The organism is Chryseobacterium sp. Mn2064 (genome assembly GCF_049319685.1).
Lineage (GTDB): Bacteria > Bacteroidota > Bacteroidia > Flavobacteriales > Weeksellaceae > Chryseobacterium.
The window spans coordinates 398,219-417,843 of record NZ_JBMOUE010000003.1 but is presented as its reverse complement, the minus strand read 5'-3'; the positions used below and the strand labels follow the sequence as shown (position 1 = coordinate 417,843).

General features: G+C 34.9%; 20 protein-coding genes and 1 tRNA gene. 15 read left to right on the top strand and 6 right to left on the bottom strand.

Features of this window, described 5'->3' with window-relative positions:
* Positions 1 to 160 precede the first annotated feature (160 nt).
* On the bottom strand, positions 161 to 1,048 hold the full coding sequence (locus tag ACL9RH_RS14405; RefSeq protein ID WP_422694060.1) for a cbb3-type cytochrome c oxidase N-terminal domain-containing protein: 888 nt from the start codon (positions 1,046 to 1,048) through the stop codon (positions 161 to 163).
* Between the two features lie 19 nt (positions 1,049 to 1,067).
* On the bottom strand, positions 1,068 to 3,347 hold the full coding sequence (ccoN, locus tag ACL9RH_RS14400; RefSeq protein ID WP_422694059.1) for a cytochrome-c oxidase, cbb3-type subunit I: 2,280 nt from the start codon (positions 3,345 to 3,347) through the stop codon (positions 1,068 to 1,070).
* A gap of 183 nt (positions 3,348 to 3,530) precedes the next feature.
* On the opposite strand from ccoN, the gene ACL9RH_RS14395 reads away from it, so the two are divergent.
* The 8 genes from ACL9RH_RS14395 to ACL9RH_RS14360 all read left to right on the top strand — a co-directional run bounded on the left by ACL9RH_RS14395 (position 3,531) and on the right by ACL9RH_RS14360 (position 10,517).
* Complete coding sequence (locus ACL9RH_RS14395; RefSeq protein WP_422694058.1) at positions 3,531 to 3,824, top strand: helix-turn-helix domain-containing protein; 294 nt, start codon at positions 3,531 to 3,533, stop codon at positions 3,822 to 3,824.
* 110 nt (positions 3,825 to 3,934) lie between these two features.
* The gene (locus tag ACL9RH_RS14390) at positions 3,935 to 5,353 is read left to right on the top strand and encodes an amino acid permease (RefSeq protein ID WP_422694057.1); all 1,419 of its coding nucleotides are present in this window, start codon (positions 3,935 to 3,937) and stop codon (positions 5,351 to 5,353) included.
* Positions 5,354 to 5,527: 174 nt separating this feature from the next.
* Positions 5,528 to 6,328, top strand: a complete 801-nt coding sequence (locus tag ACL9RH_RS14385; protein ID WP_422694056.1) for an AraC family transcriptional regulator — start codon at positions 5,528 to 5,530, stop codon at positions 6,326 to 6,328.
* 103 nt (positions 6,329 to 6,431) lie between these two features.
* Positions 6,432 to 7,049, top strand: coding sequence for a hypothetical protein (locus ACL9RH_RS14380; protein ID WP_422694055.1), 618 nt, complete (start codon positions 6,432 to 6,434; stop codon positions 7,047 to 7,049).
* 4 nt (positions 7,050 to 7,053) lie between these two features.
* The gene (locus ACL9RH_RS14375; protein WP_422694054.1) at positions 7,054 to 8,157 is read left to right on the top strand and encodes an agmatine deiminase family protein; all 1,104 of its coding nucleotides are present in this window, start codon (positions 7,054 to 7,056) and stop codon (positions 8,155 to 8,157) included.
* Positions 8,158 to 8,656: 499 nt separating this feature from the next.
* Positions 8,657 to 9,220 (top strand): hypothetical protein, encoded by a 564-nt coding sequence (locus tag ACL9RH_RS14370; protein ID WP_422694053.1) that lies wholly within the window; start codon positions 8,657 to 8,659, stop codon positions 9,218 to 9,220.
* A 3-nt stretch (positions 9,221 to 9,223) separates the two neighbouring features.
* On the top strand, positions 9,224 to 9,832 hold the full coding sequence (locus ACL9RH_RS14365; protein ID WP_422694052.1) for a hypothetical protein: 609 nt from the start codon (positions 9,224 to 9,226) through the stop codon (positions 9,830 to 9,832).
* Between the two features lie 367 nt (positions 9,833 to 10,199).
* A complete protein-coding gene (locus ACL9RH_RS14360) occupies positions 10,200 to 10,517 on the top strand; it encodes an Imm32 family immunity protein (RefSeq protein ID WP_422694051.1) in 318 nt (105 codons plus the stop codon).
* 129 nt (positions 10,518 to 10,646) lie between these two features.
* Here ACL9RH_RS14360 and ACL9RH_RS14355 read toward each other — a convergent pair.
* Positions 10,647 to 10,717, bottom strand: a tRNA-Gln gene (locus tag ACL9RH_RS14355).
* A gap of 98 nt (positions 10,718 to 10,815) precedes the next feature.
* On the opposite strand from ACL9RH_RS14355, the gene ACL9RH_RS14350 reads away from it, so the two are divergent.
* The 5 genes from ACL9RH_RS14350 to ACL9RH_RS14330 all read left to right on the top strand — a co-directional run bounded on the left by ACL9RH_RS14350 (position 10,816) and on the right by ACL9RH_RS14330 (position 14,975).
* Positions 10,816 to 11,844, top strand: a complete 1,029-nt coding sequence (locus ACL9RH_RS14350) for an AMP-binding protein (RefSeq protein WP_422694050.1) — start codon at positions 10,816 to 10,818, stop codon at positions 11,842 to 11,844.
* Between the two features lie 11 nt (positions 11,845 to 11,855).
* A complete protein-coding gene (gene arfB / locus ACL9RH_RS14345; RefSeq protein ID WP_422694049.1) occupies positions 11,856 to 12,248 on the top strand; it encodes an alternative ribosome rescue aminoacyl-tRNA hydrolase ArfB in 393 nt (130 codons plus the stop codon).
* 46 nt (positions 12,249 to 12,294) lie between these two features.
* The gene (locus ACL9RH_RS14340; RefSeq protein ID WP_422694048.1) at positions 12,295 to 12,942 is read left to right on the top strand and encodes a hypothetical protein; all 648 of its coding nucleotides are present in this window, start codon (positions 12,295 to 12,297) and stop codon (positions 12,940 to 12,942) included.
* 291 nt (positions 12,943 to 13,233) lie between these two features.
* Entirely contained in the window at positions 13,234 to 13,614 is a 381-nt protein-coding gene (locus tag ACL9RH_RS14335; protein ID WP_422694047.1) for a GreA/GreB family elongation factor, read from the top strand.
* A gap of 386 nt (positions 13,615 to 14,000) precedes the next feature.
* The gene (locus ACL9RH_RS14330) at positions 14,001 to 14,975 is read left to right on the top strand and encodes a deoxyhypusine synthase family protein (RefSeq protein WP_184165598.1); all 975 of its coding nucleotides are present in this window, start codon (positions 14,001 to 14,003) and stop codon (positions 14,973 to 14,975) included.
* Between the two features lie 265 nt (positions 14,976 to 15,240).
* Here the strand turns inward: ACL9RH_RS14330 and ACL9RH_RS14325 are convergent, their stop codons facing one another.
* On the bottom strand, positions 15,241 to 15,387 hold the full coding sequence (locus ACL9RH_RS14325) for a hypothetical protein (RefSeq protein ID WP_422694046.1): 147 nt from the start codon (positions 15,385 to 15,387) through the stop codon (positions 15,241 to 15,243).
* Positions 15,388 to 15,498: 111 nt separating this feature from the next.
* On the opposite strand from ACL9RH_RS14325, the gene ACL9RH_RS14320 reads away from it, so the two are divergent.
* Together ACL9RH_RS14320 and ACL9RH_RS14315 are read left to right on the top strand one after the other, a co-directional pair.
* Entirely contained in the window at positions 15,499 to 15,795 is a 297-nt protein-coding gene (locus ACL9RH_RS14320; RefSeq protein ID WP_422694045.1) for an MGMT family protein, read from the top strand.
* A 107-nt stretch (positions 15,796 to 15,902) separates the two neighbouring features.
* The gene (locus ACL9RH_RS14315; protein ID WP_422694044.1) at positions 15,903 to 16,700 is read left to right on the top strand and encodes an alpha/beta hydrolase; all 798 of its coding nucleotides are present in this window, start codon (positions 15,903 to 15,905) and stop codon (positions 16,698 to 16,700) included.
* 61 nt (positions 16,701 to 16,761) lie between these two features.
* On the opposite strand, the gene ACL9RH_RS14310 is transcribed toward ACL9RH_RS14315, so the two are convergent.
* Together ACL9RH_RS14310 and htpG are read right to left on the bottom strand one after the other, a co-directional pair.
* Positions 16,762 to 17,163, bottom strand: coding sequence for a helix-turn-helix transcriptional regulator (locus ACL9RH_RS14310; RefSeq protein WP_422694043.1), 402 nt, complete (start codon positions 17,161 to 17,163; stop codon positions 16,762 to 16,764).
* A gap of 467 nt (positions 17,164 to 17,630) precedes the next feature.
* Entirely contained in the window at positions 17,631 to 19,523 is a 1,893-nt protein-coding gene (gene htpG / locus ACL9RH_RS14305; RefSeq protein WP_422694201.1) for a molecular chaperone HtpG, read from the bottom strand.
* Positions 19,524 to 19,625: the final 102 nt, after the last annotated feature.

Below are 19,625 nucleotides of genomic sequence, written 5' to 3'. Positions count from 1 at the left end.
GTTGAGTAAGACGAGCCAAGGTAAGGATTGTTATTTTTTAGAAAGCCCCCTTTATATCATTTTTTAATGTTGAAAAGGTTAGTTAGCAAAAATGAAAATTCAAATGTTAGTATGTGTAAAGGGGGCGTGGCATGGTTCTTTATGAAAAGGTTATTAGTTTTTAATCGTTTCCGTTTTCCCATTTCACCTCTTCTCCCTGTGGAGTGGCACCGCCTTGTGCTACTGTAATAGGGGAGGTTTCCTGGTTGATATGATAAATATATGCTGCTATTTTTTCAGCATCTCTTCCGGTAATGGTTCCTTCTTTGATGAAAGGTCTCATCGTTGGGTTGTTGGGAGAACCGTTTTCAAGCATCCAGAAAACATTTTTGAATAAACTTTTTTCTTTGATGTTGATCCAGTGTGTATCGGTAAGATTAGGACCAATACCTCCTTTCCCGGAATCTCCGTGGCAGGTTACGCAATTGGTTTTGAAGAGTTCCTGGCCTTCTGCGATATTGTCTGCACTGTATTTTGCAGATTCAAGATTGATCTGAGGAGCTGTTTTCTCATATTCCTCAATAGAGGCAAGCATTGTTTTGGCTTCTTTGGTATATTCTACTTCCGGATGAGCATAATCTGTGAAAGCATAAGCCGTTAGGTATACCGCACAGAAGATACATCCAAACCAGAACAGACCGATCCACCATTTTGGAAGAGAGTTGTCCAGCTCTGTAATTCCGTCGAAACCATGATCAATAAGAATATCTTTTTCTTCAGTTACAGACTGTTTTTTGAAAGCTGAATTCCAAAGTTTCTGATAATAGGGAACTTTTTTTTCTTCAAGATATTTTTGTTTTTCTTCTTCCGGCAATCTGCTAAAATTTTCATTCTCTATCAGATCACCAATTGAATTCATGATGAAAAGAAGAATAATCGCAATCAGGATCAACGCCCAGAAAAATGGGGAAGAAAAATAATCTGAATCGCTTGCGAACATTTCAAAGGCCATAATTGTTAAACCTATTGTTGCCGCTATATATATTGAAATTGGGGTTCTCGTTTTCATTACAATACAATTTAAATGATTACTCTACGCTGGCTGTTTGTATCTGAGTTGTTTTGATGTCTGTACCTAATCTTTGAAGGTAAGCGATCATTGCTACAATTTCTCTTTGCTCAAGCGGAACATACGCTGATCCTTTTGCCGCTTTTTCTTTGATCATCTGATCTTTTACATCCGTAGCTTCTGAGTAGATTCTCTGTACAATTGCTTTGGACTGGTTATCTGCCCATTGGTTGGCAGAATCGATCTGAGCTTTTGTATAAGGCACATCAAAGGCGTTTTTCATTAGTTTCATTTTGTCCACCATTTGTGTTTTGTCTAGTTTATTGGTAATTAACCATGGGAAACGAGGCATAATGGAACCTGCAGAAGTAATTCTTGGGTTATACATATGTTTAAAGTGCCATGAATCAGGGTTTCTTCCTCCTTCTCTGTGAAGATCAGGTCCCGTTCTTTTAGATCCCCATAAGAAGGGTCTGTCATATACAAATTCTCCCGCTTTGGAATACTGTCCGTTTTTTCCTTCAAATCTTACCACCTCATCTCTGAATGGTCTTATCATCTGAGAATGGCATGAGTTACATCCTTCGCGGATATACAGATCTCTTCCTTCAAGTTCCAATGGAGTATAGGGCTTCACTGCAGTAATGGTAGGCACACTTTGTTTGAGAGATAATGTAGGTACAATTTCTACCAGTCCACCAATGGCAATGGTAATAAAAGCTAATATGGATAAAAGAGTAGGTGTTCTTTCTAACCATAAGTGTACGCCTTCGCCCTCTTTTCTTGTACTGCCGATATTGGCCAATGCAGGAGCTTCAGCAGGAACTTCTTTCTGGAATGAACCGGCTTTAATTGTTTTGATGACATTGATCACCATTAAGATCGCTCCGGACAGATACAGAACTCCTCCAAGGAACCTCATCTTAAAGTAAGGAATAATAGCTGTAACAGTATCTAACCAGTTTTTCCATAATAAGGTTCCGTCTGGGTTGAACTGTTTCCACATCAATCCCTGGGTAAATCCTGAAATATACATAGGAACGGCATAGAAGATGATTCCTAATGTTCCCAGCCAGAAGTGCCAGTTGGCCAGTTTTTTAGACCAAAGTGTTGTTCTCCACATAATTGGAACCAGGTAATATACCACTCCGAATGCCATGAAACCATTCCATCCAAGAGCTCCTAAATGTACGTGGCCAATTACCCAGTCGGTATAGTGACCAATTTTATTTAATGATTTTGTTGCTAATAAAGGTCCTTCGAAAGTAGCCATACCATAGCAGGTAACAGCAACCACAAAGAATTTAAGAATAGGATTTTCTCTTACCTTGTCCCATGCTCCTCTTAAGGTAAGCAGACCGTTCAGCATCCCTCCCCAAGACGGGGCAATAAGCATGATGGAAAAACCTGTTCCCACAGCCTGAGCCCAGGCTGGTAAAGCTGTATACTGCAGGTGGTGAGGCCCGGCCCAAAGATATACGAAGATCAACGACCAGAAGTGAATAATAGATAATTTGTATGAAAATACCGGACGTTGTGCCGCTTTTGGCATAAAGTAATACATAAGACCTAATACAGGAGTGGTTAATACGAATGCCACTGCATTGTGACCATACCACCATTGTACTAATGCATCTTTTACACCTGCATATACAGAATAAGATTTCCAGCTTGTGAAAGATAAAGGAACTTCCAGATTATTGAAGATGTGAAGCATTGCAACGGCAATCCATGTTGCTAGGTAAAACCAGATGGCTACATACAGGTGTCTTACTCTTCTTTTGGCAATAGTTCCAAACATATTGATTCCGAATATGATCCATGAGAAGGCAATCAAAATATCAATAGGCCATTCGTGTTCAGCATATTCTTTAGATGTATTGATTCCCATCAGGAAGGTGATTACTACACTGATAATCATAATCTGCCAAGACCAGAAATGAATCCATGAAAGGGTATCACTGTACATTCTTGTTTTTAGCAGCCTCTGCATGCTGTAATACGCACCGCAGAAAAAGGAATTACAGACAAAGGCAAAAATAACGGCGCTGGTATGAAGCATTCTGATCCTTCCAAAGCCCATCGCTCCCTGTGTATTGATCAGTCCCTGAATATTCCCCGAGGCTAAACTCTTAATAGTAGTATCATCAGTACCGAATAAAAATTCAGGCAGTTCAGGATAAAAAAGCATCAATGCGGCTGTAAGCCCCAGCAGAAATCCGACAAGTCCAAATGCGATAGTAGCATAGAGGAATGCTCTGACAATATTATTGTCATAATTAAATTTTTGCGTCTCCATAAATTCCAATAGTGTTTACCGAAGTGATATTTTCTCTGAAAAAGCCCTATTTTGTAGCTTTTTCTATGTTGAAAATAAATATCATGTAACGTGTATAATGTTTTGCCAAAGGTATTTATTAACTTTGTTAGAGGCTAATAGATAATCTTCTAAAATATACCGAAAACTACTAAAACAAAAACGATGAAAGTGTGTGGACAAAATATCAGAAAAATACGTAGGAGCAGAGATCTTACGCAGGAGTATATGGCGTTTGAAATGGGTATCTCCCAAAAAGCCTATTCCGACATTGAGAATTCTAAGGTGAAGATCAATCTGGAAATCCTTACTAAAATATCAGATATTTTAGACATCAAACCTTCCGATATCTGCAGTATTTCGCATAAGTGTGGAAATGATGAATATGAAGATAAATACCAAAGTCTTCTGGACCACCTGAAAAAGAATAATATTTCGATCCCAAAAGAGTTTTTATAGGATGTAATGATCCTATTCCTGTTGTTGCTGTTCGGGTTATCAATTTACCCCATGGAATGTGAATTTCTCTGAAAAGTTTTTATATATTTAGCGACCGAATAATTCACTCAATGAGCAACGAAAATAAAACAGAAAAAAACGAGACTTTAGTTAGAGGATTAACAAATCGACATATACAGTTAATTGCCCTTGGAGGTGCCATCGGAACCGGGTTATTCCTGGGAATTGGACCTGCAGCAGTATTGGCAGGACCATCCGTTATTTTAGGCTATGCTTTAGCAGGTATCATTGCCTTTTTTATTATGCGTCAGCTCGGTGAAATGGTAGTTCAGGAGCCGGTTTCGGGAAGCTTTAGCTACTTTGCCTACAAATATTGGGGAAATTTTCCCGGTTTTGCTTCCGGTTGGAACTATTGGATTCTATATATTCTTGTGAGTATGGCTGAACTTACAGCCATCGGACATTATATTCACTTCTGGTGGCCGGAAATACCACTCTGGGTTTCCAGTTTATTCTTCTTTGTGGTAATCAATGCCCTTAATCTTGCTTCAGTGAAAGTATATGGTGAAACTGAATTCTGGTTTTCCATCATCAAAGTAGTAGCCATTATTGCTATGATCATCTTCGGAGTGTATCTACTAATAAGTGGGTCAGGAGGAGAAAAAGCAACCATTACCAATTTGTGGAATGATGGAGGTTTCTTCCCAAAAGGATTATTCAATAAAACAGAAGGCGGTTATTCAGGATTATTTGCTGCAATGGCAATGATCATGTTCTCTTTCGGAGGATTGGAACTGATCGGAATTACGGCTGCAGAAGCCAAAAACCCTGAAAAAACCATTCCGCAGGCTACCAATCAGGTGATCTACAGGATTTTAATTTTCTATGTAGGCGCTTTGGTGATTTTATTTTCGCTAAGCCCATGGAGAGATATTACAGAAGGATCAAGTCCGTTTGTAATGGTTTTTCAAAATTTAAATGGCCTTGAATTCAGTGTTTTTGGGAAAGTAATTCAGTTCAATACATTGATTGCGAATGTTCTTAATTTAATTGTTCTTACTGCTGCTCTGTCAGTCTACAATAGTAGTGTTTACAGTAATAGCCGTATGCTTTTTGGATTGTCTCAGCAGGGAAATGCCCCTAAGTTTTTAAAGAAACTAAATAAAAATTCAGTGCCTATCAATGCTATTCTTGTATCATCATGTTTTGCCGGGATCTGTATAATCATTAACAAATTGGTGCCGGAAAAAGCATTCGAATACCTTATGGCTCTTGTAGTTTCTACTTTAATTATCAACTGGCTGATGATTTGCTACACCCATCTGAAATTCAAAAAATCCATTGATAAATCAGGAACTCAGTCAAAATTCCCATCCATATTTTATCCGATATCCAATTATATCTGTATTGTATTTTTGCTGCTTATTCTGGTGCTGATGAGCATTACAGGGATGGAGATACAGGTTATCCTGATCCCGGTCTGGATTGCATTCTTATTTATCATGTATAAACTCTACAAACCAAACTAAATTATATAAAAAGAACTATTATGTTTTTGTAAAGATGAAGATCACTATGATTTTCATCTTTTTTTTGTCTCTGTTTTTATAAATTGCTCCAACCTATATTTTTCATGTCAGAAAAAAAATCGCCCGATTATTGCATAAGATATTACAGATAACATATCTTTAAAATAGCAGAAAATGCAGGCAAGCTTCGGTGAGATCCAAAAAATCGTTGACCATATTGAAACCAATTTTGATAGGGAGATCACAGCTCATGAAATAGAATTGCTGTCTCACTATTCTTATAGAAACTTTCAGCGTGTCTTTTTCAAAATTTTCAATGAGACGGTTTCTGGATTTCAAAAACGGCTGAAACTTGAAAATTCGTATAAAAAACTGATCTATACCGAAGATAAAATATCTGAAATTGCATGGCAGGTAGGATATGATAACATCCAGTCATTTTCAAAAGCCTTTAAAAAACAATTTTCTGTTTCTCCGGTAGAGGCAAGAAAACAAAAGCAGGACGTTTTCAGACAATTTATAGAAAACGGAAGCCCTAACCTGAAGTTTGAGATCAAATACAAGGATGAGGTAATTGTGTATTGTAAATTTATTAAAACCAAGGACTATCATAATGCAGAGATTGATGCATTGTGGAAAGAAATAGAACCGGAAGATGAAATATTTGAATCCGCTTACGGAATTATTCACGATCAGCCTCTTATTACCAATCGTTTCCATTGCAGATATGGCGCTGCAGTAACGTATGATAATGATCTAAAAGGATTCTTGAAAAAAGAGATATTTGGCAGGAAATATGTAAAATTTACCCATTACGGATTGTATGAACATATTTTAGGAACTTATCGTTCGTTTTATCGTTTTTGGCTTTCCGAGCAGAGTCTTTTACTTGATAATTCTGACGTTATTGAAGAATATACGGAAACAGAAAGCGGTGAAAAAGTTACTCATATTTATTTTCCGCTGTATGAGTAGAATGTCTTTTTAGGACAAGTTTTGTTTTTCTCAAGGTCTAATTTTGCATCAGTAAATAATCAGAGATTATTGTTTACAGAGTAAAATGTAAGAAAACAAGACAATGAAAAAAAATGTACTTTCCTTGAGTTTGATACTATTTTCTTTTTGTGCGAAGTCTCAGATTTCAGTTCAGACTTATGGCGGCAATAAAGAAACCGAACTCTTGGGAATCTATTCTAAAGACTTTAAAACCAAATGGAATTATTTTGCATCAGGTACCGTAGCATACGATTACCATTCCGGAAAAGTAAATCCGGAAATTTACCAAAACCTTAATTATGGGATTGGAAAAAACCTGGGCGTTTCAGCGGGAGTTCACATTTCAGATCAGGATATAATGCCTTCGGTAGGTTTGGCGTATGGAAAAGAAAATGATGTTTTCGGAATCAGTGTTTTTCCGGCTTTTACTTACTCTGCAGATGCTAAGGAATTTGGATTGGGACTGTATACTTTATTAGAATATACCCCAAAAATTAACGAACGGCTGAATCTTTACACAATGTTGATTGTAGAATCAGACTTCAGTTTCAAAGAACATCAATCCAGCAGTCAGGTTATTCGTTTAGGCATTGAAAATCAAAATAAAATGCAGTTCGGAATAGGAAGCAATATTTCTCAAACCGGAACCCACTTTGAAACCGAAATTAATTTCGGTGTATTTATAGGAAAAAAATTTTAACGATATGAATAAATTATTCACCCTTACATTCATCCTTAGTTATCTAGGAATTATGGCACAAACGTATCACTTTCCCGAAGAATCTTCACGCCATGAGGGAACATGGCTCCAATGGCCTCATCATTATCAGCATGGTACTACCTATCGTAAAAGAGTTGAGCAAACCTGGATCGATATGACAAAATCTTTACAGACAGGAGAAAAAGTACATATCGTTGCTTATAATACAGAAGAGAAAAATAGAATTATCCGTCTTTTGGAAGAAAATAAAGTGCCTTTAAAGAATGTGGATTTCAGAATTTATCCTACAGATGATGTTTGGATCAGAGATAACGGACCTATTTTCGTTAAAGATAATAAAGGAAATGTGTTGATTGAAGATTGGGGATTCAATGGTTGGGGAGAGAAATTTGATTCTGAGAACTGTGACGAAATTCCAACACGTATTGGTAAAGATCTTGGGGTGAAAGTTATTGATCTGAATGACGAAATGGTGAATGAAGGCGGTTCAGTAGAAACCGATGGAAACGGAGTGTTGATGGCTTGCAAAAGCTCTGTGATCAGCCAGAAAAATGGTTCAACAAGAAACAAGGGAATTACCCAGAAAGAAGCAGAAGAAATGTTTGAAACCTATTACGGAGTATCCAAAGTTATATGGCTGGACGGAGTTACCGGACTGGATGTTACCGATATGCATATTGATGGCTTTATGAAGTTTATCAATCCTCAGACAATGATTACCATGAAGGAGGACGATCTTCTGGAACTTGGGTTGTCTGATAAAGATATTAATACGCTGTACAAAGCTTCCAATACTGAAGGAAAAGAATACAAGAAAATATACCTTCCGGCTACCCAAAACAAGGTGAAAACAGCATACGGGAAACAACTTGATGAAAAAGGCTCTTACATCAACTATTATGTGGCTAACACCGTAGTTTTGGTTCCGAATTACGGAGATCCTAACGATACTATTGCCAATAAGATTATTCAACAGCAATATCCTGACAGAAAAGTAGTAGGAATAGACGTAAGAAATCTTTATGAAAATGGCGGAATGGTGCACTGTGTTACTCAGCAGCAGCCTGCCGGAAATCTTTTAAAGTAGATGGAAGTGATAAAAGAAATCTTTAGAAAAAGAAATAGACATGACAAAATAAACCAACTCCCACCTTTGTGTGGGATTTTGTTTCTAAAGCGTGTGCTTTAGAAATCCTTTTCTTGAGTTTAATATTGTAGAGATCCATTTAATACTAAAAATGGACTCTTTTTGTTTTGCGTCCAACTGTTCTATAATCTGCACTTTTTCTACAACAGATTGATTAAGAGAATCCATATCCGAAAATATATTATCAGAATTTACAATACCTGCGATTCTCTAAAGTGTTTGCAATTTTTCTATGAAAGAAAATAGAGGATTATCAAGGTCCTGACCCTAAAAAGAAATTTATATTTGCAAATGCGAAAAAAGATGACAATCGTGGTGCATATGTAATTACTGCTGAGATTGGATAAACAACATTTTTTAAATATACAAGCCCCAACAAGAAATGGCCATTAAAAAGATAATCCTAATTTTTTCAGCTTATGTTTTCTTCAATAGCTGTATGATTAAAAACAAGTATGATTTTCTTACAAAATTTGATGAAGTAAATAGAAGTTCTACATTATTCCTAACCAAAGATGATATCATTATTGATAGTATCCAGAATATTGGAAACTATTATGGAAAAGACAGTATTGTTAAACAAAACAACAACCAATGGGATTATTATTATAATGGAAGATGCGGAACAGGTTGTTCTGTAATATATTATATGAATCTTGCTCCAATTAAAGATAAAATTAAAGTAAAGCTCAATATTCTATACAAATCAAAAGAATCATATTATGAATCTCAAAATACCCAGATAAAAGAGTATGTTCCATATTTTTCCAAGAAAGAAAATTATATTTCAAAGATTGTCAAAGAAAATGGAATTGTAAAAAATAAAATTGTTGATCAAATTAATTACGATCTGAAGAGTAATATTTATTATAATAAAGTGTTTGAATATAAAAATTCAGCATATAAAGGAATTAAAGTAGACTCTCTTGAATACATATTAGTCGATGAAAATGTTTGGAAATTTTATGATTCGAGTTCCAAAAAAATAAATGATTTACAATAAAACTTGCCGCCGAAAGGCAGGAAGTTTTATTTACAAAGCCAGCGCATTGGAAAGTGTTTTTTTAAGTTTAATATTGTAGAGAGCCATATCGATAATATTGAAAATGGACCAGTAGATGATTATAAAGATGTTAGAGTAAGAGGTAGAAAGTACTATTCTAACAGAAGAAATATTCTAGCAGAAATTGGTAAAAAGATAAATAATATGAATAATGTAAAAAAAATAATTTTTATAATAATTTTGTCCTTATTCTCTTGTTCTGGGGATTTAGAAAATCATATAGTTAAGAACGATGAATTTATAAACAAGAAGGGGATTTTCTTTTTTAAAGATTATATTATTAAAATTAAGCAGTTTGATGATGGAACGTTAATTTATGGTATTTTTGATGAAAGAAATAAACCTTTATTTCAACAAAATCTTTCAGAATCATTTAGCGGTTCAAGTAAATGGACATTGTATATTGATAAAGAAGATAAGATATGGTTTTATAATTCTGATTATCAAGTTGTAAGTGTTCTTTATAAAGAGGGTGGACAGGTTGTTTATAGTAATAAAAAAGATAAATTACCTACTATTCCTATTGAACTTTCATCTTATTTAAAACAGTAATTTAAATAAGTAAATGACTAGTCCTGAAAAAGGTTGGCTAGTTTAATAAATCAAATATAGTTAAATCAGGGTAGGAATTTTCCTATTCTGATTTTGCTTTTTATAAGTTTTTAATTTCACATTATTTTTCATATGTACATGGCTTGGGAAGTTTACACAACCAAAAGGCGGGATTTGCTTTTAAAGAAACAAAGCATTAGCAATCGCTTCTTTAAGTTTTAGATGTAGCTACTTCTAGATTGACTCCTTTATGTATGGTAGTATCTCTTATGATGGAAACAGTTAATCCGAAACCAATGTTTGATACAAAACAAATTTATTGATTTTACGATAAAATAAAAATATAAACCAAAAATATAAATCAAAAATGAATATTAAAGTAAAAGGAAATCTAGATATTTTCGTGATACATAATACGGATGAATTCGAAGGTGAAATATCTGAATGGAATGAAGTTCTGATACACGGTGATCCGACTGGATTGAAGTCTTTTGCAAATTTATTAATTGACATTGCAAACTTTAATCAGGATATAATAGATGATAAGGAATTACCAATTGGAGAGAGACAACATATAAAATTAAGGCCAGGATTGGAGCTTTCTAAAAGTTCTACCGAAGTAATAGTCGGAAGGCTGGATGCTAAAAAGACCGGAAAATACTATGATCGCTTTATTTCAAAATAATAATCTTTATTTATTAAGAAGTCATTGTAAAAAAAATATGATGACTGTTTTTGTATTTAGATGATATATTCTTGAAATTTTCCTAATATAAATAATAAACAAAAACCATCCTTAAAAAAGGATGGTTTGTAGACTCACAGGGATTCGAACCCCAGATGACTGAACCAAAATCAGTAGTGTTACCGCTACACCATGAGTCTGTTTGTTTTAGTGGTGCAAATTTACAGCTTTTTTCTTTATATACAAGAACTTTTTAATTTTTTTTTTAAATTTACTGTAGATTTTATTCACGGAAAATATGCTGATAGACTTCAATAATCTCAATACGAATCAATTATCATCCCATACGGAATTTGAAAAAAAAGTTGATTTTTTTTTACAGGAATGGCTTTTTGACAAAGAAACGGTAAATGTTCAGACTTCCGGTTCTACAGGAACTCCTAAAATTTTTGGAATTGAGAAAAAGAAAATGATCAATTCTGCCATTATGACCTGTAACTTTTTGGAATTGAAAAAAGGTGATAAAGCCCTTCTGTGCCTGCCGGTAGAATACATATCGGGTAAAATGATGGTGGTGCGTTCCTGGGAAAGAAAATTACAATTAATCATAGCAGAACCCAACCTGAAACCTGTTGAAAATTTAAATGAAGAAATAGACTTTTGTGCGATGACCCCACTTCAGGTAGAAAATTCATTGGATAAGCTTCATTGGATTAAAAACCTGATCATCGGAGGAGCCGCTGTTTCAGAAAGCCTGAAAAATAAAATTCGGGAAATGGATCTAGGAGAATCAAATCGTATTTTTGAAACATACGGAATGTCTGAAACCCTTTCTCATATTGGTTTAAAGCAATTGATGCCAATCTCGGAAGACTATTTTACAGTTTTTGAAAATGTATCTATTTCTTTAGATGACCGAGGTTGCCTGAAAATTTTTGCACCCAACGTTAATGCAGAAGTATTACAGACTACTGACTTGGTAGAAATTAAGAATGATAAACAGTTTAAATTTCTCGGAAGAATAGATAACGTCATCAATTCCGGAGGAGCGAAAATCTTTCCAGAAACACTTGAAACACTTATTAAAAAAGAAATTTCCAATGAAGCTGTATTGATGGGGTTGCCAGATGAAACTTTGGGGCAAAAGCTAATATTGGCTATCGAAGGAAAAGAAACAGAAGAAGTAAAAAAGAAAATCTCAGATATTCCGTTTGAAAAAAGCTTTCATAAGCCTAAAGAAATTATTTTTATCTCTGAAATTCCGAGAACGCCCAATGGAAAAGTAAGCAGGATGGAACTGTATAAAAAGATAACGGAAAACTTATAACCCTGAAAACGATGAAAAATTTTTCAAAAGAACTCAGCTTTAAAACCTCCAGAAGCAGTGGAGCAGGAGGGCAGAACGTTAATAAAGTGGAGACGGCTGTCACTGTACTTTGGAAAGTAGATGGATCAGAATTTTTCAGTGATGAAGAAAAAGAAATGATTCAGAATAAACTGAAAAACAGAATCAATGCGGATGGCTTTCTTTTTTTAACAGTTTCAGAGAGCAGAACCCAACTGATGAATAAAAACAAAGCCGTTGAAAAAATTATCGAAATTGTCAATAAAGCTTTAATTGTTCCTAAAAAAAGAACAGCCACGAAACCTTCACGGACGCAAAAACAGAAAAGATTAGATAGTAAAAAGAAGCTTTCTGATAAAAAAGAAAACAGACGTTTCAAGTTTTAACTTGATTCTTTCCTGGAAAATTTTATTTTTGCAAAAAAATAAAACCATGATAAAAAAATTAATGCTTCTGGGAGCTATTTCGTATTCTTTCATTTCTTTTGCACAGGAAAAAATAACAATCTCACCAGCAGTAGGATATGCATGGAGAATAGCTCAGACACCGTCGGGACTTTCAAGAGATGAAAAAAAATATCTGGAGGGACTGAAAAACGGTGTGAATTTCGAGATTGCAGCCTATTACAACATAAAAAATATGGGAATCGGGGCTAAATTTTCCAATTTCAGCTCGTCCAGCAGTGGAACATTAAAAGGTTACGATGTTAATGTTCAGAGAGTTTCTGCTCATGTAAGCACTAAAGATAATATTACTTTCTTTGGTCCTTCTGTAATGTTTTCCAATTATAACGAAGCAGCGTCAAGGCATAAGTTTGCAGCCGATGTTTCTCTGGGTGTGATCACTTATACAACCAAAACAGGAGCTATAAAAGGAACAGGTTCCAACCTTGGTCTGGAAGCAGGAATTGGCTATCAGTACGCTGTTTCCAAGAACTTTCTGATCGGTCCTAAATTCGGAATTACTGCAGGTACATTAGGCAAAGTAAAAATAGATGGAAGATCTTATGAACTTCCTGATGATCAGAAAGAAGGACTTACAAGAATTTCCTTAAGCGCCGCTGCCGCATTCCGTTTTTAAGTCTTATATTTGTAAGAATTAAAATAATTTATACAATGACAGCAACAATCTTTTTATCGGCAGAGCGCAGAGGATCGGGATTGTTGCTGTCATTACTTTATCTTCACACAGATTCGTTTCTGAAAAGTTCTAAGGACTTTATTAATTAAGCCCTGTCAGGATCCAAGACAGGGGACTACTACAGATTTTTATTGATTAGTTTTTGCGGTTTTCTATGGAAGAAGACTTTTCGTCCGTATTCTACATTGGATCGTTGGAATACCTGCATTTCATATTTTAAAAATTAAAAAAATGTCCAATCATATTATTGTAACCACAGGAATTTATGATGCTATAAAAGATACGATCAGAAGAAAAAAAGTAAGCATGGAAGAAGAAAAAAGACTCGCTGAAGAGCTTAGAAAAGCCAAGCAGGTACTGAGAAGAGATCTTCCGGCAGATATTGTGACAGTAGAAAGAAAAGTGACCTTAAAAGATCATACACTGGATGTTGAGCATGAATATATTTTTGTGGCATCTAATAAAGAAAAACTGAAAAAGAATAAACATTCTATTCTTTCCGATATCGCTCTCGCAGTTGTAGGATATAGAGTGGGGGATATTATTCACTGGCCTTTTAAAGAGGGGGAAAGAAAAATTGAAATCCTGAAAGTAGAAACCTGGGAAGGATAAGTTTTCACAGAATGCGATTAAGTTGAATTATTATAGAAGCGTAGCTCAGATGGGCTGCGCTTTTTTATAGATTGAGTAAGGAATATATCTTCAATAAAATTTTGTATGGTATCTTTTATCTCCCGTTAATTTTGTACACAGTATAGAAATCTGCGCAATCTGTGAGAAAGTTTAATATTAATAATCTCATCTTTCCTGAAGTCTTAGATTTTTTTTGCGCCTTAAAATATTTACAAGACATAAAAAACTTTTGCGCGTTTGCGTTTTCCAACTATTTCAACTTTTCCAATTTAACAAATGATAAAAAAAGACTTTGCTTTGATACTTTCTTCAAGCGCTTTGATTGCATTCCGTTTTTAAGTTTTATCTTTGCAAAAATTAAAAAAATGAGCAAACCAATTTCTGAATTTATAGAGAAATATTACCTGCACTTCAATGCAGCTGCATTGGTAGATGCATCTAAAGGGTATGTTGCACATCTTAAAGATGGCGGGAAAATGATGATTACTTTAGCAGGAGCAATGTCTACTGCAGAGTTGGGTAAAATTCTTGCTGAAATGATCCGTCAGGGAAAAGTAGACTTTATTTCTTGTACAGGAGCTAACCTTGAAGAAGACTTAATGAACCTTGTAGCTCACTCTCACTACGAAAGAGTTCCTCACTATAGAGATTTAACAGCTCAGGACGAATGGGATCTTTTAGAAAGAGGTTTGAACAGAGTTACAGATACTTGTATTCCGGAAGAAGAAGCTTTCAGAAGATTACAGAAACATATTGTAGAAATCTGGAAAGATGCAGAAGCTAAAGGAGAAAGATATTTCCCGCATGAGTTCATGTACAAAATGATCCTTTCAGGAGTATTAGAACAATACTATGAAATCCCAAGAGAAAATTCTTGGATGATTGCTGCTGCAGAAGCCAACTTACCAATCGTAGTACCGGGATGGGAAGATTCTACAATGGGGAACATCTTCGCTTCTTACTGTATCAAAGGAGAGCTTACCGCTACAACAATGAAATCAGGAATCGAATATATGACTTATCTTGCGGACTGGTATACTAAAAACTCAGGAGGAAAAGGAGTAGGATTCTTCCAGATTGGTGGAGGTATCGCAGGAGATTTCCCTATCTGTGTAGTACCAATGTTGTATCAGGATATGGAAATGCATGACATTCCTTTCTGGTCTTATTTCTGCCAGATTTCTGACTCTACAACATCTTATGGTTCTTACTCAGGAGCAGTTCCAAATGAGAAAATTACTTGGGGTAAACTTGATATTACTACACCGAAATTCATCGTTGAAAGTGATGCAACGATCTGTGCTCCATTGATGTTCTCTTATATCTTAGAAAATTCTTAAGAATAAATTTCTCAAAAGAGATAAATAATACGAGCGCTTCAAATTCACTTGGAGCGCTTTTTTATTGCTATTTACTTGTATCTTGGCTGGGAATTTTCAGCGAACATGATATATAAATTAATCAGCAGTATACAATTTTATCACAGATAAAATCCTTGCGTCTTACAGTTTGTAAAATTTAAAATAATTTTCGTCTTTGCGTTTTCCAAAAGATATCTACAAACATCTGTGAAAATCCGTGTAATCTGTGGTTAAAAATAAAGAACTATTCCAAAGAATTCACCAACACAAAATATCGATATGCCAGAATTCCTTTCTCAATTTTGGTTAAATGATTAGGATCTTTCTTACTCAGCTTCGGAAGAAACTTTTTATTAACTGCATTCAACAGTCTGAAGAATGATTTTTTCATACCTTTATCTTTTAATGAAACATCATTGAATACATAATAATTCAAAAATGATGCAAAAACGATCTGTTTTAAAATTCAACGCATACAGAACCATACAAAATAATAAGTATAATGGACGAAATTTTCAAACAACAGGTATATGAAGTCGCAAAGCTCATTCCTAAAGGAAGAGTATCAACGTACGGAGCCATAGCAAAAGCGGTAGGATACCCCAATCATTCACGCCATGTAGGAAAAGCGATGGGAGGTTGTCCAAAAGATGTTCCTGCTCACCGGGTGATTTCAAGTTCCGGAGTGTTATCCGTCCCTGAATTTCAACCAAAGCTAGAAGCAGAAGGAATTATCATTGAAAATTTTAGAATAAAAAACTTCAAAAAACTGTTTTGGGATCCATTGAATGAAATTTAGGATCTAATTTTCTACGATTCAGGTATAGAATTATACAGCTCGGGTATATATTTTTTCAAATTTTTGCCCATCATAATACCTTTGGTTCATAATTAAAAACAAATATCATGAAACCAAACTCAATTCTTACCCTTGTATTTCTTTTTCTTGCTGTATTTTCAAAAGCACAGATGGATGATAAATTCTATCAGCCTAGTAAAACGATGAAGCCCTTTGAAATGAAAATTTCCGACTCTGTTAAGTTTCCGGTAGAAGATAACGTGATCACAGCTTTTATTGCAAAACCGAAACAGAAGGAAATTAAAAAGACTATTTTCTTTTTTCATGGCGCAGCAGGAAATGTAACGACCTACCAATTGATTACAAAACCATTAGTAGACGCAGGATATCAAGTGGTAATGATTGACTTCAGAGGATATGGTTTATCCACAGGGAAACCAACACACAAAAATGTTGCAGAAGACGGACAGAAATTTTTTGAGGAGCTAAGCAAAAGAAATGATATTAAAAATACAAAGATCTATTTTTACGGAGCTTCTTTAGGAAGTCAGATCGCATCTCACCTTGCTAAAGAGAATTCATCTAAAATATCCGGTCTTATCCTAGATTGTCCAATGGCTTCTTTTACTGATATTGCTGCACATTTTGCACCTCAATACAGAGATTTTATTTTACAAACATTGGTCTCTCCTTATTCTGCTAAAGAAGATGTGAAAACTTTAGGAAAGCTTCCTGTACTTGTCATTCAGGCTAAGGACGATCATACGGTTCCTTACGAACAAGGAAAACTCGTTTATGACAATGCTCCATCCGGCACAAAAGCTTTCATTGAAACGAAAGGAGATCACTTAGAGGGAATGAAAAACAACAAAGAAGATATTCTGAAAGCAATGAATACGCTATAATAACAAACTCCAGCGGCGAAGCCGCTGGAGTCTTTTCTATTGAAAGAATATCTTAAGATAGTTATTTTTTAGCTCTTGAAGGTACTGTGGTATTCTTTAATTCCTCTTTTAACCTGTCATTCTCTTCTTTTAAGAGCGCAATATAGGCCTGAAGATTTTCAATGATAGCTCCAGGAATGTTATCATAATTGTTTTGATTAGTGATGGTTCCTGCAGAAGTAGATCGGTCATTAAATACTGGATGATCATTATTAACAATCACTGCTGCTTCCTCTTCTTCATAAATATCTTCAACTGGAACATTTAAGAAACGGGCAATTTTATCCCACTCATCTCTTATGATTTTTACATCACCACTTTCTTTTCTGCTGTAGTTGGATACATCCGTTGCAATAAAATCAGCTACCTGCTGTTGAGTATAACCTTTTTGTTTTCTTATGACACGTAATTTTTCTTTTTGCATATCCGACATTTTACACAAAAATGGTAAAAAAGCATAAGCTGTACAATAAAAAGTACAAAAAAATGGGTCTTAAAGAATAAGATTAAAGAAAAAATGAAACTAAATTTAAAAACAGAAATGTTATCTAATTTAATTGTTGAAAATTTTCTTTAGTAAGAGGCGAGATGTAAACCTATAAGGTTGGAATTGCTAGTAGTAATGTTAAACTATTTTTCTGTTGAAAACACAAAGGCGTTAAGTGATTAATATGTCGCGGAAATTTCAATGCGCAAGAACATTTCAACTTCGCTCAATGTGAGATTTTCATTAAGAATAATATATAATAAGTCAGCGGTAGACAATTTTATCGGAGATGAAATACTTGCGTCTTAAATGAAGAGCCATGTAAAAAAAATTAGCGTCTTTGCGTTTTTCCAAACCTTTTTAAATAAAAAAAGACTGCTTCAAACGAAACAGTCTCTTGTATATTATTTTTCAAGTTGCTTATAGCTTCTCTGTATAAAATCTGTCAGGTCTTTTCCTTTCAGTAAATTTTGTGAAAGCTTTGCCAGATCAAGAGCATGTTTAATCAGGCCTTCTTTTTCTTCTGTATTCTCCGTTTTTAAAATCTGATTAGAAAGCTCACTGTTGGAATTCACGACCAGATTGTACATTTCCGGGAATCCGCCCATTCCAAACATACCACCTCCGCCAGTAGCTTGCATCTCCTTCATTCTTCTCATAAACTCAGGCTGAGTAATGGTAAATGGAGCATCGCTGCTGTCAAGATCTTCAAGTTGAACGGTGAACTTAGTATCCTGAATAGCTTCTTCCACATTCTTTTTCAAAGCTTCTTTTTCAGTTTCGTTCAGTTTTGAAATAATTGGCTCATCTTTTTTGATAAGATTGTTGATATGATCAGCATCTACTCTTGCAAAGGAAATATTTTCTTTGGAAGTTTCCAGCTTCTGGATCACATGTGGCGTAATAGGAGTGTCTAATAAAAGAACTTCATATCCTTTATCTTTGGCAGCCTGAATATAGCTGTGCTGCTCATCAGCATTGGTGGCGTACAATACAACCAGCTTATTATCCTTATCGGTTTGTATCGGTTTAATTTTTTCTGCCAATTCATCCCAAAGGAAATATTTTCCGTCTGTTGTAGGATATAGTGTAAACTTATCCGATTTTTCAGCAAATTTTTCTTCAGTCACAATTCCGTACTCAATGACTACTTTAATATCATTCCATTTCGTTTCGTAATCTTCACGGTTTTCGTTGATTAAAGAAGCCATTTTATCCGCTACTTTTTTGGTGATATAAGAAGAAATCTTTTTCACCGCACCATCTGCCTGAAGGTAAGAACGGGAAACATTCAACGGAATATCCGGAGAATCAATCACCCCTCTAAGAAGCATTAGGAAATCTGGAACAATTCCTTTTACTTCATCCGTTACGAATACCTGGTTTTGATATAACTGAATCTTATCTTTATCAATATTCAGATTGTTGCTCAGTTTTGGGAAGAAAAGAATTCCTGTAAGGTTGAAAGGATAATCAACATTCAGGTGAATATTAAATAAAGGTTCCTCAAACTGCATTGGATACAGCTCATGGTAGAACTTCATATAATCTTCGTTATTCAGCTCACTTGGAGAAATAGTCCATGCCGGTACCGGATTGTTGATAATATTATCTACTTCCTCAGTTTCTGCAACCGCATCTTCAGGAGCATCCTCCGGTAAAGGAAGAGTATGGGTTTTAGTTCCGAATTTGATTGGAACAGGCATGAATTTGTTATATTTTAATAACAACTCACGGATTTTTCCTTCCTCTAAAAACTCTACAGAATCTTCAGCAATATGAAGGATAATTTCTGTACCTCTGTCGGTTTTATCTGAAGTTTCTTCAAGAGTGAATTCTGGGCTGCCATCACAAATCCAACGTACAGCTGGCTCATCTTTATAAGATTTAGTAAGGATTTCTACCTTTTCTGCTACCATAAATGCAGAATAGAACCCTAAACCAAAATGTCCGATGATTCCTGAATCTTTTGCAGAATCTTTATATTTTTCCAAAAACTCTTCAGCGCCTGAAAAAGCGACCTGGTTGATGTATTTTTCAACTTCTTCACCTGTCATCCCGATCCCCTGATCGATGATGCGTAAGGTTTTCTGGTCTTTATCAATTTTTACTTCAAGTTTTGGGTTGCCATATTCAACTTTTGCTTCTCCGATGCTTGTAAGATGCTTCAATTTTAAAGTGGCATCCGTTGCATTGGAGATCAATTCTCTCAGGAATATTTCGTGGTCACTGTAAAGAAATTTTTTGATAAGCGGGAAAATGTTTTCCACAGATACATTAATATTTCCTTTAGTCATCATATTTTAGATTTTTTAATTTTCAGATATTTCTCAAAAAAAATACCACGAACAGGAATGTGACAGAATGACATTTTTTCGGATAATGAAGAAGCTCATGTA

Coding starts and splice junctions, on each gene's coding strand:
- ACL9RH_RS14325 (WP_422694046.1), bottom strand. CDS start 15,387: ATGAAAAAATCATTCTTCAGACTGTTGAATGCAGTTAATAAAAAGTTT.
- ACL9RH_RS14375 (WP_422694054.1), top strand. CDS start 7,054: ATGAATAAATTATTCACCCTTACATTCATCCTTAGTTATCTAGGAATT.
- ACL9RH_RS14330 (WP_184165598.1), top strand. CDS start 14,001: ATGAGCAAACCAATTTCTGAATTTATAGAGAAATATTACCTGCACTTC.
- ACL9RH_RS14310 (WP_422694043.1), bottom strand. CDS start 17,163: ATGCAAAAAGAAAAATTACGTGTCATAAGAAAACAAAAAGGTTATACT.
- htpG (WP_422694201.1), bottom strand. CDS start 19,523: ATGACTAAAGGAAATATTAATGTATCTGTGGAAAACATTTTCCCGCTT.
- ACL9RH_RS14360 (WP_422694051.1), top strand. CDS start 10,200: ATGAATATTAAAGTAAAAGGAAATCTAGATATTTTCGTGATACATAAT.
- ACL9RH_RS14390 (WP_422694057.1), top strand. CDS start 3,935: ATGAGCAACGAAAATAAAACAGAAAAAAACGAGACTTTAGTTAGAGGA.
- ACL9RH_RS14385 (WP_422694056.1), top strand. CDS start 5,528: ATGCAGGCAAGCTTCGGTGAGATCCAAAAAATCGTTGACCATATTGAA.
- ACL9RH_RS14380 (WP_422694055.1), top strand. CDS start 6,432: ATGAAAAAAAATGTACTTTCCTTGAGTTTGATACTATTTTCTTTTTGT.
- ACL9RH_RS14315 (WP_422694044.1), top strand. CDS start 15,903: ATGAAACCAAACTCAATTCTTACCCTTGTATTTCTTTTTCTTGCTGTA.
- ACL9RH_RS14395 (WP_422694058.1), top strand. CDS start 3,531: ATGAAAGTGTGTGGACAAAATATCAGAAAAATACGTAGGAGCAGAGAT.
- ACL9RH_RS14405 (WP_422694060.1), bottom strand. CDS start 1,048: ATGAAAACGAGAACCCCAATTTCAATATATATAGCGGCAACAATAGGT.
- ccoN (WP_422694059.1), bottom strand. CDS start 3,347: ATGGAGACGCAAAAATTTAATTATGACAATAATATTGTCAGAGCATTC.
- ACL9RH_RS14350 (WP_422694050.1), top strand. CDS start 10,816: ATGCTGATAGACTTCAATAATCTCAATACGAATCAATTATCATCCCAT.
- ACL9RH_RS14335 (WP_422694047.1), top strand. CDS start 13,234: ATGTCCAATCATATTATTGTAACCACAGGAATTTATGATGCTATAAAA.
- ACL9RH_RS14370 (WP_422694053.1), top strand. CDS start 8,657: ATGATTAAAAACAAGTATGATTTTCTTACAAAATTTGATGAAGTAAAT.
- ACL9RH_RS14320 (WP_422694045.1), top strand. CDS start 15,499: ATGGACGAAATTTTCAAACAACAGGTATATGAAGTCGCAAAGCTCATT.
- ACL9RH_RS14340 (WP_422694048.1), top strand. CDS start 12,295: ATGATAAAAAAATTAATGCTTCTGGGAGCTATTTCGTATTCTTTCATT.
- arfB (WP_422694049.1), top strand. CDS start 11,856: ATGAAAAATTTTTCAAAAGAACTCAGCTTTAAAACCTCCAGAAGCAGT.